Source organism: Dokdonella sp. (assembly GCF_051958935.1).
GTDB lineage: Bacteria > Pseudomonadota > Gammaproteobacteria > Xanthomonadales > Rhodanobacteraceae > Dokdonella_A.
In genome coordinates this window covers 23,052-36,653 of sequence record NZ_JBQCFP010000051.1, presented here as the reverse complement: position 1 = coordinate 36,653, position 13,602 = coordinate 23,052, and the positions used below count along the sequence as shown (strand labels likewise).

At 70.1% G+C, this 13,602-nt stretch carries 26 protein-coding genes and 1 pseudogene; all 27 read left to right on the top strand.

Annotation, left to right across the window (positions count from 1 at the left end):
* On the top strand, nt 1-483 hold a 483-nt coding region (locus tag ACTHK2_RS04685), incomplete at its 5' end, for a hypothetical protein (protein ID WP_440244537.1).
* The gene (locus ACTHK2_RS04680) at nt 480-851 is read left to right on the top strand and encodes a hypothetical protein (protein ID WP_440244536.1); all 372 of its coding nucleotides are present in this window, start codon (nt 480-482) and stop codon (nt 849-851) included. The genes ACTHK2_RS04685 and ACTHK2_RS04680, both read left to right, overlap by 4 nt.
* On the top strand, nt 848-1,060 hold the full coding sequence (locus tag ACTHK2_RS04675; RefSeq protein WP_440244535.1) for a hypothetical protein: 213 nt from the start codon (nt 848-850) through the stop codon (nt 1,058-1,060). The genes ACTHK2_RS04680 and ACTHK2_RS04675 overlap by 4 nt, the downstream gene beginning before the upstream one ends.
* Complete coding sequence (locus tag ACTHK2_RS04670; RefSeq protein ID WP_440244534.1) at nt 1,060-1,383, top strand: hypothetical protein; 324 nt, start codon at nt 1,060-1,062, stop codon at nt 1,381-1,383. Before ACTHK2_RS04675 ends, ACTHK2_RS04670 begins: the two co-directional genes overlap by 1 nt.
* Nucleotides 1,380-1,631, top strand: coding sequence for a hypothetical protein (locus ACTHK2_RS04665; protein WP_440244533.1), 252 nt, complete (start codon nt 1,380-1,382; stop codon nt 1,629-1,631). The genes ACTHK2_RS04670 and ACTHK2_RS04665 overlap by 4 nt, the downstream gene beginning before the upstream one ends.
* Entirely contained in the window at nt 1,628-1,894 is a 267-nt protein-coding gene (locus ACTHK2_RS04660; RefSeq protein WP_440244532.1) for a hypothetical protein, read from the top strand. Before ACTHK2_RS04665 ends, ACTHK2_RS04660 begins: the two co-directional genes overlap by 4 nt.
* A 134-nt stretch (nt 1,895-2,028) precedes the next feature.
* A pseudogene (locus ACTHK2_RS04655) lies at nt 2,029-2,913 on the top strand (hypothetical protein); the annotation flags it as partial.
* Between the two features lie 23 nt (nt 2,914-2,936).
* Nucleotides 2,937-4,184 carry a recombinase RecT gene (locus ACTHK2_RS04650; protein WP_440244531.1) on the top strand — a complete coding sequence of 416 codons (1,248 nt, stop codon included), beginning with the start codon at nt 2,937-2,939 and terminating at the stop codon, nt 4,182-4,184.
* Between the two features lie 68 nt (nt 4,185-4,252).
* Nucleotides 4,253-4,945 carry a hypothetical protein gene (locus ACTHK2_RS04645; protein ID WP_440244530.1) on the top strand — a complete coding sequence of 231 codons (693 nt, stop codon included), beginning with the start codon at nt 4,253-4,255 and terminating at the stop codon, nt 4,943-4,945.
* Nucleotides 4,945-5,118: a hypothetical protein gene (locus tag ACTHK2_RS04640; RefSeq protein WP_440244529.1), complete on the top strand. Its 174-nt coding sequence runs from the start codon at nt 4,945-4,947 to the stop codon at nt 5,116-5,118. Before ACTHK2_RS04645 ends, ACTHK2_RS04640 begins: the two co-directional genes overlap by 1 nt.
* 56 nt (nt 5,119-5,174) lie before the next feature.
* Complete coding sequence (locus ACTHK2_RS04635; protein WP_440244528.1) at nt 5,175-5,804, top strand: hypothetical protein; 630 nt, start codon at nt 5,175-5,177, stop codon at nt 5,802-5,804.
* Entirely contained in the window at nt 5,801-6,046 is a 246-nt protein-coding gene (locus ACTHK2_RS04630; protein WP_440244527.1) for a hypothetical protein, read from the top strand. Before ACTHK2_RS04635 ends, ACTHK2_RS04630 begins: the two co-directional genes overlap by 4 nt.
* Entirely contained in the window at nt 6,043-6,564 is a 522-nt protein-coding gene (locus tag ACTHK2_RS04625; RefSeq protein WP_440244526.1) for a hypothetical protein, read from the top strand. The genes ACTHK2_RS04630 and ACTHK2_RS04625 overlap by 4 nt, the downstream gene beginning before the upstream one ends.
* 2 nt (nt 6,565-6,566) lie before the next feature.
* Complete coding sequence (locus ACTHK2_RS04620; RefSeq protein ID WP_440244525.1) at nt 6,567-7,529, top strand: hypothetical protein; 963 nt, start codon at nt 6,567-6,569, stop codon at nt 7,527-7,529.
* Complete coding sequence (locus tag ACTHK2_RS04615) at nt 7,526-7,678, top strand: hypothetical protein (RefSeq protein ID WP_440244523.1); 153 nt, start codon at nt 7,526-7,528, stop codon at nt 7,676-7,678. The genes ACTHK2_RS04620 and ACTHK2_RS04615 overlap by 4 nt, the downstream gene beginning before the upstream one ends.
* A complete protein-coding gene (locus ACTHK2_RS04610; RefSeq protein ID WP_440244522.1) occupies nt 7,678-8,121 on the top strand; it encodes a hypothetical protein in 444 nt (147 codons plus the stop codon). Before ACTHK2_RS04615 ends, ACTHK2_RS04610 begins: the two co-directional genes overlap by 1 nt.
* A complete protein-coding gene (locus ACTHK2_RS04605) occupies nt 8,118-8,408 on the top strand; it encodes a hypothetical protein (protein WP_440244521.1) in 291 nt (96 codons plus the stop codon). The genes ACTHK2_RS04610 and ACTHK2_RS04605 overlap by 4 nt, the downstream gene beginning before the upstream one ends.
* A complete protein-coding gene (locus ACTHK2_RS04600; protein ID WP_440244520.1) occupies nt 8,399-8,809 on the top strand; it encodes an ASCH domain-containing protein in 411 nt (136 codons plus the stop codon). The genes ACTHK2_RS04605 and ACTHK2_RS04600 overlap by 10 nt, the downstream gene beginning before the upstream one ends.
* Nucleotides 8,806-9,075: a hypothetical protein gene (locus ACTHK2_RS04595; protein ID WP_440244519.1), complete on the top strand. Its 270-nt coding sequence runs from the start codon at nt 8,806-8,808 to the stop codon at nt 9,073-9,075. The genes ACTHK2_RS04600 and ACTHK2_RS04595 overlap by 4 nt, the downstream gene beginning before the upstream one ends.
* Nucleotides 9,075-9,563 (top strand): hypothetical protein, encoded by a 489-nt coding sequence (locus tag ACTHK2_RS04590; protein WP_440244518.1) that lies wholly within the window; start codon nt 9,075-9,077, stop codon nt 9,561-9,563. Before ACTHK2_RS04595 ends, ACTHK2_RS04590 begins: the two co-directional genes overlap by 1 nt.
* Nucleotides 9,556-10,407, top strand: a complete 852-nt coding sequence (locus ACTHK2_RS04585; RefSeq protein WP_440244517.1) for a hypothetical protein — start codon at nt 9,556-9,558, stop codon at nt 10,405-10,407. Before ACTHK2_RS04590 ends, ACTHK2_RS04585 begins: the two co-directional genes overlap by 8 nt.
* Nucleotides 10,400-10,693: a hypothetical protein gene (locus ACTHK2_RS04580; RefSeq protein WP_440244516.1), complete on the top strand. Its 294-nt coding sequence runs from the start codon at nt 10,400-10,402 to the stop codon at nt 10,691-10,693. The genes ACTHK2_RS04585 and ACTHK2_RS04580 overlap by 8 nt, the downstream gene beginning before the upstream one ends.
* Nucleotides 10,690-10,827 (top strand): hypothetical protein, encoded by a 138-nt coding sequence (locus tag ACTHK2_RS04575; protein WP_440244515.1) that lies wholly within the window; start codon nt 10,690-10,692, stop codon nt 10,825-10,827. The genes ACTHK2_RS04580 and ACTHK2_RS04575 overlap by 4 nt, the downstream gene beginning before the upstream one ends.
* Nucleotides 10,824-11,588 (top strand): hypothetical protein, encoded by a 765-nt coding sequence (locus ACTHK2_RS04570; RefSeq protein ID WP_440244514.1) that lies wholly within the window; start codon nt 10,824-10,826, stop codon nt 11,586-11,588. The genes ACTHK2_RS04575 and ACTHK2_RS04570 overlap by 4 nt, the downstream gene beginning before the upstream one ends.
* Nucleotides 11,585-12,088: a DUF1643 domain-containing protein gene (locus tag ACTHK2_RS04565; protein ID WP_440244513.1), complete on the top strand. Its 504-nt coding sequence runs from the start codon at nt 11,585-11,587 to the stop codon at nt 12,086-12,088. The genes ACTHK2_RS04570 and ACTHK2_RS04565 overlap by 4 nt, the downstream gene beginning before the upstream one ends.
* Nucleotides 12,085-12,324, top strand: a complete 240-nt coding sequence (locus ACTHK2_RS04560; protein WP_440244512.1) for a DUF4224 domain-containing protein — start codon at nt 12,085-12,087, stop codon at nt 12,322-12,324. Before ACTHK2_RS04565 ends, ACTHK2_RS04560 begins: the two co-directional genes overlap by 4 nt.
* Nucleotides 12,321-13,403: a hypothetical protein gene (locus ACTHK2_RS04555; protein WP_440244511.1), complete on the top strand. Its 1,083-nt coding sequence runs from the start codon at nt 12,321-12,323 to the stop codon at nt 13,401-13,403. The genes ACTHK2_RS04560 and ACTHK2_RS04555 overlap by 4 nt, the downstream gene beginning before the upstream one ends.
* The last annotated feature ends 199 nt before the right edge of the window (nt 13,404-13,602 follow it).

The window sequence follows — 13,602 nt, the reverse complement described above, 5'->3', positions numbered from 1 at the left end:
TACGTCGGCGCCGAGGGCCTGCAGCTGCCCGCGCTGACCTCGGTGGGCGGCTCCCTCGACGTCGGCGCCGAGGGCCTGCAGCTGCCCGCGCTGACCTCGGTGGGCGGCTCCCTCTACGTCCGCGCCGAGGGCCTGCAGCTGCCCGCGCTGACCTCGGTGGGCGGCTCCCTCGACGTCGGCGCCGAGGGCCTGCAGCTGCCCGCGCTGACCTCGGTGGGCGGCTACCCGTGCTCGATGGCTCCCATCAACCTCGAGCTCGCCCCCTACTGGGTCACGATCACCGACACGCACATGAACATCGGCTGCCAGTGGCATTCGCTGGCCGAGTGGGAAGCCTTCGACGACCGACGCATCGCGGAGATGGACGGCCGCAACGCCGTGCGCTGGTGGGCCGAGAACAAGGCCACGCTGATGACGATGGCGCGCGCGGCCGGCCGCGTGTTCGCCATGGTCCAGCGGACCACTGAAGAGGTGGCTCAATGAACTGCCAACCCGGCGACCTCGCCCGCGTCATCCCGCCCGGCGCCTTCGAGCCCTGCCCGCTCTGCGGCAAGCGCGCGCTCGCGATCCGCAGCGACCTGCTCGTCGTCTGCGAGGAGCTGCTGGTCGCGCCGAACGGCAATCCGATGTGGCGAATCGCCGAGCCGATCCGCACGGCCGGGATCTTCCCGTGCGGGACGCCCTTCACCGGCACGTGCTTCGCGATCGCCGACGACCTGCTGCGCCCGATCCGCGACCCCGGCGAGGACGCCGTCGACGAGATGCTGCAGCGCATCGGCGCGCCCACCTACGACGCTGACCCGGCGCTGCTCGGGCGCGAGGCCGCGGAGCCGACGGAGGTACGCCCGTGACCACCGTCAACGTCTTCGAGCGCGGCCTCTGCCGCCGCGCCATCGGCCTGGCGATGCTGGTCGACGAGCACACCGTCGTCGCTCGCCACGCGCCGCACTGCGCGCCCGGCCTGTGGTCGATCTCGCGCTACGACATCCACGCCACGCGGCGCCTGCCGCACCAGCATGCGGTCGTCGACGACTTCGGCGACCTGCAGGGGGTTGCCTGATGGCCGTCATCCGCTTTCCCGCCGAGCTCACGCGCATGCCGGAGCTCGAGCCGATCCACCGCACGACGCCGCGGCCCGGCATCTACGTCGCGCCGCCGCCGCATGCGCATCACGCGCGCCGGCGCCGCGGCCCGACGATCCCGGCCACCGGCCGCGTCGCGCGGATCCACCCCTACGTCGCCGACGAGAACCAGGCCGTGAACCGCGACGTCGCGCGCGCGCTGCTGACCTGCGCGATCGCGGTTGGCGGCGCCTGGCTGCTCGTGTCGGGCTTGCGCGCCGGCGTGCACATGGCGGTCGTGATGGGATGGGTGACGCCGTGAGCGCCGCCGTCGAATACGTGGCGGAAACGATCGCCCAAGCCCTGACGCGCCTCGAGCGCCTTTTCACGCCCGGCGCGAAGCTGACGTTCATCGCCCGCTTCGACGACAACGAAGAGGCGGACGTCTTCGTCAGCGCCGACACCACCGACAAGGTGCTCGAGCTCGTGCAGCGCACGCTCGCGCGCGAGCGCGGCGAGCGTCCGTCGCTGGCTGGCGCGGCCAACGGACAGGGGTTGACGCAGCAATGAGCACGATGCCCCTCGACCTCGAGGCGCCGGCCGACCCGAAGGTGGCCGAGCGCGTCGCCCGCGCGCACCAGGTGCACGAGCAGTCTTTCGGCTCGCACCGTGCCGCGCGCAGCGAGACCTACCGCGACGGCTGCCTGGCCGCGCTGCTGCAGCGCGCCGACGGCGGTGAGCGCGCCTGTCCGTACCGCGCCGGCTCGCTGCACGCGGACGCCTGGCACGCCGGCTTCGCCGAAGGGCATGCCCGCGCCCTCAGGGAGCTGTGATGGTCGCCGCCTACGCCAACACGGTCCCGCGCGCTCGCCCCGCGCGCCGCCCGCGTCACGACAGGCGCCGCGCCCTCGGCGGATCGGAGATCGCGGCCGTCATGGGCATCTCGCCCTGACAGACGCCAGTCGACCTCTGGCGCGAGAAGACCGGCCGCGCCGGCCCGCCGAAGGTCGACCCCATCGGCGACGCGATCAAGCGTCGCGGCCAGAAGCTGGAGCCCTACGTCCGCGCGATGGCGATCGACAAGGTGCAGCAGCTCGGCCTCGATGTCGAGCTCGTCGCCAAGAACGCGCGCTACTTCGACCCGGAGCTGCCCTGGCTGACGTCCGAGATCGACTTCGAGCTCCGCGTATCCGGCGTGGCCGAGATCTCGGGAATGGACGTGCGCTTCGAGGACGAGCTCATCACGGCCGACTGCAAGACCGCGACCGGCTTCGCGCGGCGCGCCTGGGGCGACGAGGGCACCGACGCGGTGCCGATCTACTACGCCGCGCAGTTCATGCAGGGCCTCGGCATCACCGGCCGCCGCTGGTGCCTCTGCGCTGCGCTGATTGGCCTCGACGACGTCGCGCTGTACTGGATCCCGCGCGACGAGGTCACCATCCCCGCGATGCGCGAGCGCGCGGTCGACTTCTGGGAGAACCACGTCCTCGCCGACGTGCCGCCGGACCCGATCAAGTACGCCGACATCCGCGAGCTCTACCCGCAGGACAACGGCCGCACCGTCGAGGCGACGTCCGAGGTGGCCGAGGCCGCGCGCGAGCTGCGCCGGCTCGGCCTCGAGATGGATCGCCTCGACGCGCGGCGGGAGCAGCTGAAGCTGCAGGTCGCGGAGTACCTCGGCGACTACCGGACCCTCGCGATCGAGGGACGTCCGGCCTACACGATGGCCAGCTTCGAGACGTCGAAGGTCAACGTCGCGGCGATGCGGCGCCAGCACCCCGGGCTCGTCGAGCTCTTCACGGAGCGCGGCACCGCGCGCGCGCTCCAGCCGAACCGCGGGTTCCGCGGTTGATTAACCCCGAAAGGACATTCCCGATGAGCTCTGCCGCCCTGCGCGAAGCCGCGACCGGCGAGAAGGCCGACCGCACGCCGAAGATCTACCGCCTGCTGAACGACCCGCGCATCGCCGCGAGCCTTGTGGCGGTCGCCGGCAAGTACATGACGAAGGAGCGCCTGCTGCGGCTCTGCATCAACGCGGTCAAGAAGACGCCCAAGCTGCTGGAGTGCGACCCCGAGACAGTGCTCGGCGCCATGATGACGGCATGCGCGTTGGGCCTCGAGCCGAACACGGTGCAGCAGCAGGCCTTCCTGATCCCCTACGAGCGCCGGGTGAAGGACGGCAACGGCCGCTGGACGACGGTCGTCGACTGCCAGTTCCAGGTCGGCGCGCGCGGCTACGTGACGCTCGCCTATCGCTCGGAGCACATCTCGTCGCTCGACGCGGCCGCCATCCACGACGGCGACGTCTTCGAGCACCTCCGCGGCTCCAACGCCTTCCTGAAGTACGCGACCGCGCTGCGCGATCGCGGCCCGCTGCTGGGCGCCTTCTCCTACGTCAAGCTCCGCGACGGCGGCGAGTCGTCGATCGTGCTTCCGCTGGACGAGCTGATGAAGATCCGCGGCCGCAGCGAGACCTACCGCGCCCTCGTGCGCAAGGTCGAAACGGCCCAAGATGACGAGGCCCGCGCGCGCGCCGAGCGCAACCTGGCTGAGACGCCGTGGGTCATGTGGGAAGACGACATGGCCACGAAGTCGGCGATCAAGAAGCACGCGAAGGCGCTGCCGATCGCCGCCGGCGACACGTTCGCTGTCGCGGCCAGCCTCGACGACCAGGCAGAAGTCGGCGCACTCGACCTGCAGGCCATGGCCAATCCCGACCGCGCCCGCGCGGCGCTGCAGGATGTCGACGACGTGCCCGTCATCGAGAACCGCCCGAGCGAGAGCCTCGAGGTCAGCGGCGAAGCATTCGCCGCCACCGCGCGCCAAGCCGAGCCGGTGCAGCAGCAGGTGTCGCAAGGGCCGGCGCCGGTCTCGCGCGCGCCCGCGCCGCGCGCCACCGCGAAGCGCACGAACGCGACCGCGAGCCCCGCGCCCGCGCCCCAGGCGGAGCAGGAGCAGCGCCCCACCGCATCGCCCCATGTCCTCGCCGAGTGGGTCGACCAGGTCAAGACCGCCCCTGACCGGGACGCCGCGGCCGAAATCGTCGACCTCGCGCGCTCGCAGCTCGCCGCCCCGGACGCCGCAAGCGTCGCCGAAGCCTTCACCCAGCACTGGCCGAGCTGACCCTCGCGCCGCCGGCCCGCGGCCGCCGTTCGGCCGCACCTTGATCCACCGCTTCGAAAGGGACCTCGATGTCCGTGTTCCAACTCCCCAACTTCCTGCCCGTCAAGGTGGCAGGCCTCTCGCTGCCCGCCCGCAAGAAGGGCGCGGAGATCGTGCACACGACGGACATCGTCGTGGAGCACGAAGGTGCGAACGACGTCCTCGACCTCTTCGACGCCGAGCTGCTCGACATGCTGTATCGCGAGATCGAGAGCGAGGCCGAGGAGAAGCAGCTGTCCCTGGACAGCATCCAGAAGGTCTCGAAGAAGCCCGTGCTGCGCACGGCGGCCCTGCAGGCGCCGATCGCGCTCTCGCTGAAGTGGGTCGGCTACGAGCTCACCATCGACCGCGGCCTCGGCGGCGACTCGAACATCGTCGTCGACGAGATCGAGATCAAGCGCATCCGGATCTGGCCGAAGGAAGGCGGCACCGTCAAGGTGATGATGCACCTGCAGTCGAAGCACGTCGGTTCCGTCCAGGTCGGCCAGCTGCGTGAGCTGCTGAAGCTGGAGACCAAGATCCGCCTGCTGGCACCGAAGGTGAAGCAGGACGCGATCGACGGCTCGACGGAGGCGTTCGAAGCCGACAAGGCGGCCAATGCGGCGGCCGCGCCGGCGCCGAAGACCGCCCCTCGGCCGCCGGCGCGCAAGCCGACGAAGGCGGAGCAGCAGGCGGCCGCGCGCGAGGCGGCGACGGCGGCCTTCGCGGGCGCCGCGCACTGATGGACGCCGCGATCGTCTCCGTCGCCCGGCTGCAGGCCGCGTTCGAGCGCGCCCGCGCGCTGGAGCCGCGTGCGCCGGTCAGCGACGCGGTCGCGGCGGTCGCCCAGGCCTTCGGGCTGACGCCCGAGACCGTTCGCGAGGCGATCGAGATCGACGAGCCGGCCGAGACCTGAACCGTCACCCACCACGGCCGCGCGCGTGATGCGCGCGCGCCGCACGAAGGAATCCCATGACCGAAGACACCCAGGCGCCGGAGCTGTCCGACGCCGAGCTCCGTGCGCTCTGGCAGACCAGCGGCGGCACGTTCTACAGCGCGAACCGCGAGGTCGGATCGATGCCCGTCGCGCGCCTGCTGCCCTTCCTCCGCGGCCGCGCCAGCACCCTGCCGCCGCCGGTCAACGTCGTCGACCGGCTCTCCGATCGCGCGATGGCCGACCTGCGCGACCAGATCCGCGCGGAACTGCTGGCCAGCGGCGTCAGCATCAGCGACGTCGTCGAGGTCGAGCCGCCGCCGCCCGACGCGGCGCAGGCCGACCAGCTCTACGGCCGCCTGCTGATGCGCCTGATCGGCGCAGTCTGCCCGGGCCTCGACACCGGCAACCTGGTCGCCGACGCCGAGCACGCGATCGCGGTGATGGCGAGCGCCGAGCCGGCGGCGTTCTTCGTCGTCGACGATGAGCCGGCGATCGACGGCGGCGCGAAGTACCAGCAGGTGCAGCGCGCGCACGCGAACGACCCCGACCTCGCCGCGGTGCCGCTGTACCTGCGCGCGGCCCGGCGGGCGGAGCTCACGCCCGAGGCCGTGCCGGCGGCGCGCCGCGGCGGCAAGCGCGGGGCGCAGGAAGGCGGTGCGGCATGAAGACCATCGCCCAGCACTTCGAGGGCTTCGCACGCGCGATGGGCCTGGAGCGCGCCGGCGAGGCGCAGCGCCGCGACATGGAGCTCGCCTTCTACGGCGGCGCGACCGTCATGTTCAAGGCGATGGACGACGTGGCGACCGAGTGCGGTGATGACGACGCGCTCGGCGCGCGCAACATTGCCGCCCTGGAGCAGGAGTGCGCCGAGTTCGTCGTGAAGCGCCTGCAGGAGCGGATGTCGTGAAGCGAGAAGTCACTGCCACGCTGACGTTCTCCGCAGAGGCCCTGGCAGTTGAATGCGACCGCAAGTGTCGAGGCGACCTGGGCGAAGCTGCGGCCCTTTTCCTGAAGCGTTCCCGGGTCGAGAACGCGGCCTGGTATGCCGAGCGCGAGCGGAGCGCCATGCTGGAGTGGGCTCGCCAGTTCCTGATGGCGGCGCGCACCTCGCAGCGCCAGGCGGCAGTTCGATCGGCCGCGCGTCCGCTCAACGCCACGACGATGGCCGAGGCTGCCTCCAGGTTCTGGTCGTGGCCGATCAACGGCGTGCCGCTGGCGGACTGCCGGCGCGCAGACCTCGAAGTCCAGTCGAAGCGCTACCTCGCCGACAGCCGCGCGTTCGCCGCGCGAGGAAGTTGGCTGCAGGCCATCGCGGCCCGCATGCCGAACGCCAGCAAGCGCGTTCGCGACATTTTCGACGAGCCCACCATCGTCCGCATGGCGGCCGAAGCCGGGGTCGTCACCAGTTTGGAGACGACGGAATGACCATGACTTCGATGTCGACCATGAGGGCTCTGTCTTCGTCATCTCCCCCTATTTCGTTGCTGGACGGCCATACCACGAGCCTTACCCAGAACCAGCGTGCCTCCGGCAACGAACCCAATTCGCAGTCCATGGCCATGGAAGGTTTGGTCTCCAATGACCGTCTGCCGGTCGACTGCGAACCCTCTTCGGCTGCGACGGGCCATCACCGCCGTGACACCCTCGATCGCTTTGCACGCGTAGCCGAACCTTCCCTCATCGCCACAATCCGCGAGCTGCACCGTGTGCGCGAGTTCAATCTGCGCGGCGCCGGCGACATGACGCGCCGCGTGAAGTCGGTCTGCCGTCGAGCGGCTGGTCTCACGCCCTTGGACACCGGCGCCGACAAAAAGGCGAAGGAGGCGATGGCCGATGCGGCGTTCAAGGCTCTGCAGGTCGGGGAACTCGCTGGTCTCGCGATGACGGTGCTGCCGATCGCGTCTGTTGCCCTGGATGCGCAGGCAAGCTTCGAGAAGGCCGCCAAGGGTACCGAGAGGATGCTGGCGAAGCTTGCCCTGCAGACGCCTGGCGCTGAGTTCGTCGCCTCGGTCAGTGGCTTCGGCGCACTGGGCCTGTCGCAGATCATCGGCGAAGCCGGTGACCTGTCGAACTACGCCGGCCCGGCGAAGTTGTGGAAGCGGATGGGGCTGGGCTTGATCTCGACCGGCGAGCGGCAGCGGTGCTTCACCGACGCCGCGAAAACGATCGAGGCCGGCTACAGCCCCCGCCGTCGCTCGATCATGTTCGTGATCGGCGACTCGCTGCTGAAGAAGCAGGGCCCGTACCGCGATCTCTACCTGCGGCGCAAGCTCTACGAGCAGCAGAAGAAGCCGGACGGCACGAAGATGCTCTGGCATCGACGGGCGCAGCGCTACATGGAGAAACGACTGCTGCGCGACCTGTGGCGGGCGTGGAGGTCGGAAGCATGACCGCCCGCGCCCTCCTCCGCCTGATCTGGCGTGGCGTGCTCGCGCTCTACGCGGCCTTCCGCGACGCCTTCATCCTGGCCCTGGTTTTCTCGTTCGCGTGGGCGATCTGCGCGGCGGTCACCTACCTCTTCTTCGGAGAGACCTACTGATGGCCGCCGTCGACACCTCTCCGCGCCTCGAGCCCAGCAGCGAGAGCCTGCTCGCGATGATGAGCCTCGCGCACGCGCCCGTCCTCGAGCAGATGACGCCGGACCAGCGCCGCACCTCGATGTGCTTCGCCCGCGAGATGTTCCGCCTCGGCACGGAGGTCGAGCGCCAGCGCGCGCAGCGCGTGGTGCGGCCGGCGGCGCGGCTGGGGGTCGTTTCGCGTCGTCGGCGCGTTTTCTGGCTGCTGCTGGAGCTCCTGGCCTCGTTCACGACGCTCGCCGGCATGGGGGAAGGCTCGACCACCGTCGCGGGCGCGGCCTGGTATCTGGTGGCCGGCATGGCCTGGATCGCGCTGGCGGCCGCGCGCGGCATGCACGGCTTGTGGCCCTTGAACCTGGCCGCCATCGCGATCGAGGGCTTCAACCTATGGAGCGCGCTGCGATGACGTTTCGCTACGACCTCATGTTCGGCATCCCGGTGCAGCGGCCGCAGTCGGTCGCGTCGATGGAGGCGGGGCTCAGCGACACGGTCGGCATCGACATCGTCGAGTCGCCTTACGCGATGGAGACCGTCGTGCACTTCGACGTCGTCCGCGTCGGGCCGTGGCACCGCCGCCGCAAGCGGTGGCAGGTGCGCCGTCGCGAGGAGCGGCGCCCTACCGCCTGGATGCTAGGAGGTCGGCTGGTCGCGCATCCGTCGATCGTCGCCGAGCTGCGCCGGAGGTGCGCATGATCGCCCTCAGCATCCGCCAGCCCTGGGCCTCGTTCATCGTGACCGGCGTGCCGGTCAACGGCGAGCCGCCCATCTTCAAAGATGTCGAGAACCGCGAGTGGACGACGCCCTTCCGCGGCCGCTGCCTGATCCACGCGTCCAAGGGCGGCACGAAGCGCGAGTTCGCCGCCGCGATCGCCGGCGTCGAGGAGGCTTTCGGCCTGGTCGTCCCGCTGGGCTTCGACGACTTCGCGCGCGGCGGGATCATCGGTTCGGTCGAGATCGTCGGCTGCGTACGCAATAGCTCTTCGCCGTGGTTCACGGGCCTCTTCGGCTTCCTGCTCGCCGACCCGCGCGTGCTGCCGTTCCGTGCCGAGCCCGGGAGGCTGGGCTTCTTCAACACCGAGGACCACCACGCATGACCGCCGCCACCACCGAGGAGCTCCGCCAGCTCCGCGCCGCCGTCGAGCCGACGCTCGCGCCTTGCCCGCACTGCGATGGCTGGGGCCTCGGCGCCGGCCACGAGATGGCGATCCACTTCGACCCGAAGCTCGTCGAGGCCCGGGGCCGCTGGCAGATCCAGTGCTACGCCTGCGGCGCGACGCAGCGCGCGCAGGACACGCCGCAGGAGGCCGCGCGCTGCTGGAACGAGCGCCGGCGCCCGCGGCCCAGCGTGGGAGACGCGTGATGCTGCTGCCGCTGATCCCCGACCCGACGCCGCGCCAGGCCGATCTCTGCGCCGAGTTCGAGTCCTGGTGCGCGCGCCACCGCCTGCCGACCACCGGCGGCGCCGAGGCGCTGCTGCAGCGGCTGCTGAGCCGCCAGGAGCGGCGCTGGCTCTTGAACTTCATCGTGCGATGGGACTGGGCCGGCGAGGACGCGGCGCGCGCGCCGGCCGCGCTGGTCGAGCCCCTCGAGCTCGCCGCCGTCTTCCTGCAGGTCGTCCGCGAGAACTGCAGCCGCGGCGAGTTCGACGACATCCGGGCAGGCCGGCGCGCGATCGGCGACGTCCTGCACGTCGGCTCGGCGATCGATCAGGCGTTCGCGCGCGCGCACCGCGTTCCGATCGATGGCCCGCGCACGCTGGATCAGCGCGTCGCGGAGGACAAGCTCAAGGCCGAGGCGCTCGTGATCGTCTCGGCCAGGTACGAACGACAGGAGGCCGTCCATGGCTGATACCCGAACCGATTCGCCCCGGCAGTTGCTGCTGCAGGCCCTGTTGGCGCTGAACAACGAAGCGCTGCCGAAGCGCGAGTGGGTCGCGCAGCGGATCGAGGCCTACCTCGCCGGCGCGCCGGCCGCAGTGGATGACGGGCAGGCGCGGGCTCGTGATCCCGCTCGCGAAGCTCTGGACGAACTCTGCGATGAGGCTCTCTGCAATGGAAACAGCAAGGATTGGATCGCAAGGATTCGCGCCCCAATCGACGCTGCTCTCGCCGCTCCGGCTCCCGATGCGGGGGTGCGGCCGGTGTACACCCACGCGATGGGTGAAGCTGCACAGCGCTATCACGAGAGCTTCAAGTTCGCCCATCCGCTGCCGGTGACCTGGCGGTGGGAAGAGCTTTGGAATGCGATGGTTGCGGCTGCTGGCTGCGCGTACCCCGAGTGCGATGGAGATGCCCCGACCGACGGCGGTTGCTGCAAGGCCGCCCCTCTCCAGCCTGCGCAGGAGGTCGAGGCGCGGGCGCTCCAGGTGACTTCGTACATCGAGACGGCGCGCGAGTCGATCAACGACGCGCTCAGCGAGAACAAGCGCCTGCGTGACGGCCTGCTCGCCGGTGCGTTGGCCTCGCTCGCCAAGGCGAAGGCCGCCCTCGCCGCCCCACAGGCCGCCCAGGCGGGGGAGCGGAGCGAGGACACGGAGCTGCTGGACTGGCTTCTCCGCCACCCGAACGAAGTCCTCGAAGGCGGCGGCAACGAGTGGTTCATCATCGATCGGAACGACGAGCCCGTCTACTTCAAAACGGGCCGTGACGCCCTCCGCGCCGCTCGCACGACACAAGGAGAGAACCGTGGGTGAAACCGATCGCGATCTGCTGGAGGTTGCCGCCAGGGTCAAGGTGCCGTCGTGGGCCACCCATGTAGCCGTGAGACGCGATGGTTCTGCAGCCTATCCGGCCTGCTGGCAGGAGCGTGAAGGAGACTACATCGACGAAGACCCGGCCGGCCTGAAGGAAGGTGATTGGGCTGGTGGATTCAAGACCATGTACTACCGCTTCTTCAAGGTCGAGGACGTTCTTGAAGACGCGATGCGCCGCGCTGCTGCCGCTCTCGCCACCACCCCGGCACAAGGAGAAGGCCAATGACCAAGAAGAAGCAGACCGGCTTCATGCGCCAGTTCGCGCTCGCGCGCCGTGACATCGCCTTGCTGGAGAAGCTGTTCCCTGGCAGCACGCGCATGACGACGCTCACGCGTCCGAAGAAAGGAGACGCCCAATGATCCCCGCCGGCTACAAGCTCGTGCCGATCGAGCCCGATGAAGCGATGGTCGACGCGCTGGAAAACCAGCTGGAATATGCCCATTTCATCGCGGGCGCGCGTGCTGCGCTGGCTGCCGCGATCGCCGCCGCTCCCGAAGCCCCCACCGCGCAGACCAGCGCGAGCGACGGCGGGGCGGTCGACCACGGCAAGACCATCAAGCACCTCCAGGACTGCCTCGCTGCGAAGAACGAAGAGATCCGCACGCTGCGCGCCATGATCTCAGCGGACTGCGGCGCCCCGGCCGCGCCTGTCGGTGATGCGGAGCTGCCGCCGTGCCGTGACCCGCGCATGGACAAGTTCAACCGCGCTGATCCTCTGCCTGGGATGATTTCGGCCTTCGAGACGCACTTCGGCCAATCATGGACGGACGGAGACTGGCGCTCAGAAGCATCGACGTGGGCCGCAGCATGGGCCGCTTGCCGCGCCGCCCAGGCGCTCGTCCGCAAGCCGGGCGGGGAGGTGGCGCGCAAGCCGCTGACGGAGGAGATGGCGCACGCCCTCGTCAATCTCGTGCAGACGCGAATGAACTCGTGGGAGAACTTCCAGAAACCACCCATGGCGCGGCCCGATCCGCTTATCGAGCTGGTGCGCGAAGTCGAGCGGTATCACGACATCGGCGGCACCAATATCTGCGCCGGCTGCGGCAAGCGCGAGGCGCTGGGAATCCGCCGCTTCTGCGTCGAGTGCCGGAACAAGCCGCCCGAGGGAAGTGCACCGTGAGCGCCGTCATCTCCTCCTGCGGCCGCTACCGCTACCGCCTCCAGCGCGTGCAAGACGCCGCACGCGCGCGCCTGCTCTTCGTCATGCTGAACCCGTCGACGGCCGACGCCGTGGTCGACGACCCGACGATCCGCCGGTGCATCGGGTTCGCGCGCGACGGCGGGTTCGGCGTCGTCGAGGTCGTCAACCTCTTCGCCTACCGTGCGACAGCCCCGGCCGACCTGCGCCGGGCCGGCTTCCCGGTGGGACCGGACAACGACGCGCACATCGAGCACGCGCTGCGCGACGCCGATGAGGTCTGCCTCGCCTGGGGCGCGGCAGGCGGAGATGCGGCCGACGCCCGAGCCCAGGTCGTGCTCCCGTTGATCAGGCGCTCCGGCCACCGGCCGATGTGCCTCAGCGTGACGCGCAAGGGCTGGCCCGCGCACCCGCTGTACCTGCCGGCCAGCCTGCGGCTTCGTCCATTCGACCAAGCCGTCGATGAGGCCCTGGGGAAATGACGACGCTCGACGACCCCATCTTCACCCCAGAGCAGCTGGTCCGGCTGACCGGCTACAAGCACCCCAGCCGGCAGCTGGCCGCGCTGCACGCACAGGGCTTCTACCGGGCCCGGCGCAACGCGCTGGGCGCCGTGGTGCTCGAGCGCGCGCACTATGATGCCGTCTGCGCCGGCGGCACGGGCGCGGGCGCCAAGCCGGAGCGCCCACCGCTGCTGCCGCTCAGAAGGGTCGCATGAGCCGCGACGAGCTGCCGCGCGGGGTGTTCGCGAAGGGGCGCCGCTACTACCTGGTCACCGCCGACGGCAAGAAGCGGATCTGGCACAAGCTGTCGCGCATCGACGCCGGGATCGTGGCCATGTTCGCCGCGCTGGCCGAGAAGAAGCGCGAGCTCGAGATCGCCGCCCTGATGAACGGCAAGATGCCGGCCCTGATCGCCGACTGGGAGCTCGAGGAGATGCCCCGGTACGGTGCCAGGACGCAGGTGATGCTCAAGCACTACAACAAGGGCATCGCGAACACCTTCGAGCTCTGGCTGCCCGAGCTGGTCGACACACCGGCCTGCGCCGAGTTCCTGAAGCAATTCCGCGCGACCCCGCGCACCTACAACGCGAACCGGTCGCAGCTGCGCGAGCTGATGCGCTTCGCGGAAATCAAGGGGCGCCGGCCCGCCGGATCAAACCCGGTCGAGGCAATCCGCACGATGCGCACGCCGCCGCGCACGCGCTGCCCGAGCTCGAGCGAGATCCGCCGAGTGAAGATCGGCTGCCTCTACGGACGCGACGGCAAGCGCACTCGCACCGGCATGGCGATGGCCTGCCTGATCGAGATGCTCTACCTGACCGGCCAGGACGTCGGCGTCACCATCCGGCTGCTCGACGCCTTCGACCCGATGCAGCCCGACGAGCCGCACTGCCGGGCCGACGGGATCTTCTTCCGGCGCGACAAGACCGGCCGCGCCGTCGTCATCGGCTGGACGCCGCGGCTCGAGGCGGTCGTTGCCCGGTTGCGCGCGCTGAAGGCCGAGCGGATGCTGAAGAAGGCGGCGCACCAGCGCATCGTCACCCCGCGCCTGTTCACGAACGCCAACGGGCTCCCGATGACCTACGAGGCGGCCTCGAACGCCTGGCAGGACGGGATCAAGCGCTCCGGCGTCCTGCACTTCATGCTGCGCGACATCCGCGCGGCCGCGCTGACCGACAAGGAATGCGCCACCGACATGCACGAGGCGAACGCGATGGGCGCGCACGCGACGCCCGGCCAGACCGCCGACTACGTGCGCCGGCGCAAGCCCCGGAAGACCTCGGCGACCCGCTGAAATCCTTCTAACGCTCGTCTGCCAGGCCGCATGGATACTCGGGTCGGATATAGTCCGGCCGTTAGAAGAATCCCGCTCAAACCCGCATTCTTACGTGCGCACAGGGTTTGTTTTGGGAGCAGAGGGTCGCACGTTCGAATCGTGTCGCCCCGACCATTCAAGTTATTGATTTGCAAACAGAATATGGCCTGCAACGAAT

What these genes read in the sequence shown, in the direction of transcription:
- ACTHK2_RS04680 (WP_440244536.1), top strand. Translation starts at nt 480, where the DNA reads ATGAACTGCCAACCCGGCGACCTCGCCCGCGTCATCCCGCCCGGCGCC.
- ACTHK2_RS04670 (WP_440244534.1), top strand. Translation starts at nt 1,060, where the DNA reads ATGGCCGTCATCCGCTTTCCCGCCGAGCTCACGCGCATGCCGGAGCTC.
- ACTHK2_RS04660 (WP_440244532.1), top strand. Translation starts at nt 1,628, where the DNA reads ATGAGCACGATGCCCCTCGACCTCGAGGCGCCGGCCGACCCGAAGGTG.
- ACTHK2_RS04650 (WP_440244531.1), top strand. Translation starts at nt 2,937, where the DNA reads ATGAGCTCTGCCGCCCTGCGCGAAGCCGCGACCGGCGAGAAGGCCGAC.
- ACTHK2_RS04645 (WP_440244530.1), top strand. Translation starts at nt 4,253, where the DNA reads ATGTCCGTGTTCCAACTCCCCAACTTCCTGCCCGTCAAGGTGGCAGGC.
- ACTHK2_RS04640 (WP_440244529.1), top strand. Translation starts at nt 4,945, where the DNA reads ATGGACGCCGCGATCGTCTCCGTCGCCCGGCTGCAGGCCGCGTTCGAG.
- ACTHK2_RS04635 (WP_440244528.1), top strand. Translation starts at nt 5,175, where the DNA reads ATGACCGAAGACACCCAGGCGCCGGAGCTGTCCGACGCCGAGCTCCGT.
- ACTHK2_RS04630 (WP_440244527.1), top strand. Translation starts at nt 5,801, where the DNA reads ATGAAGACCATCGCCCAGCACTTCGAGGGCTTCGCACGCGCGATGGGC.
- ACTHK2_RS04620 (WP_440244525.1), top strand. Translation starts at nt 6,567, where the DNA reads ATGACTTCGATGTCGACCATGAGGGCTCTGTCTTCGTCATCTCCCCCT.
- ACTHK2_RS04615 (WP_440244523.1), top strand. Translation starts at nt 7,526, where the DNA reads ATGACCGCCCGCGCCCTCCTCCGCCTGATCTGGCGTGGCGTGCTCGCG.
- ACTHK2_RS04610 (WP_440244522.1), top strand. Translation starts at nt 7,678, where the DNA reads ATGGCCGCCGTCGACACCTCTCCGCGCCTCGAGCCCAGCAGCGAGAGC.
- ACTHK2_RS04605 (WP_440244521.1), top strand. Translation starts at nt 8,118, where the DNA reads ATGACGTTTCGCTACGACCTCATGTTCGGCATCCCGGTGCAGCGGCCG.
- ACTHK2_RS04595 (WP_440244519.1), top strand. Translation starts at nt 8,806, where the DNA reads ATGACCGCCGCCACCACCGAGGAGCTCCGCCAGCTCCGCGCCGCCGTC.
- ACTHK2_RS04590 (WP_440244518.1), top strand. Translation starts at nt 9,075, where the DNA reads ATGCTGCTGCCGCTGATCCCCGACCCGACGCCGCGCCAGGCCGATCTC.
- ACTHK2_RS04585 (WP_440244517.1), top strand. Translation starts at nt 9,556, where the DNA reads ATGGCTGATACCCGAACCGATTCGCCCCGGCAGTTGCTGCTGCAGGCC.
- ACTHK2_RS04575 (WP_440244515.1), top strand. Translation starts at nt 10,690, where the DNA reads ATGACCAAGAAGAAGCAGACCGGCTTCATGCGCCAGTTCGCGCTCGCG.
- ACTHK2_RS04570 (WP_440244514.1), top strand. Translation starts at nt 10,824, where the DNA reads ATGATCCCCGCCGGCTACAAGCTCGTGCCGATCGAGCCCGATGAAGCG.
- ACTHK2_RS04560 (WP_440244512.1), top strand. Translation starts at nt 12,085, where the DNA reads ATGACGACGCTCGACGACCCCATCTTCACCCCAGAGCAGCTGGTCCGG.
- ACTHK2_RS04555 (WP_440244511.1), top strand. Translation starts at nt 12,321, where the DNA reads ATGAGCCGCGACGAGCTGCCGCGCGGGGTGTTCGCGAAGGGGCGCCGC.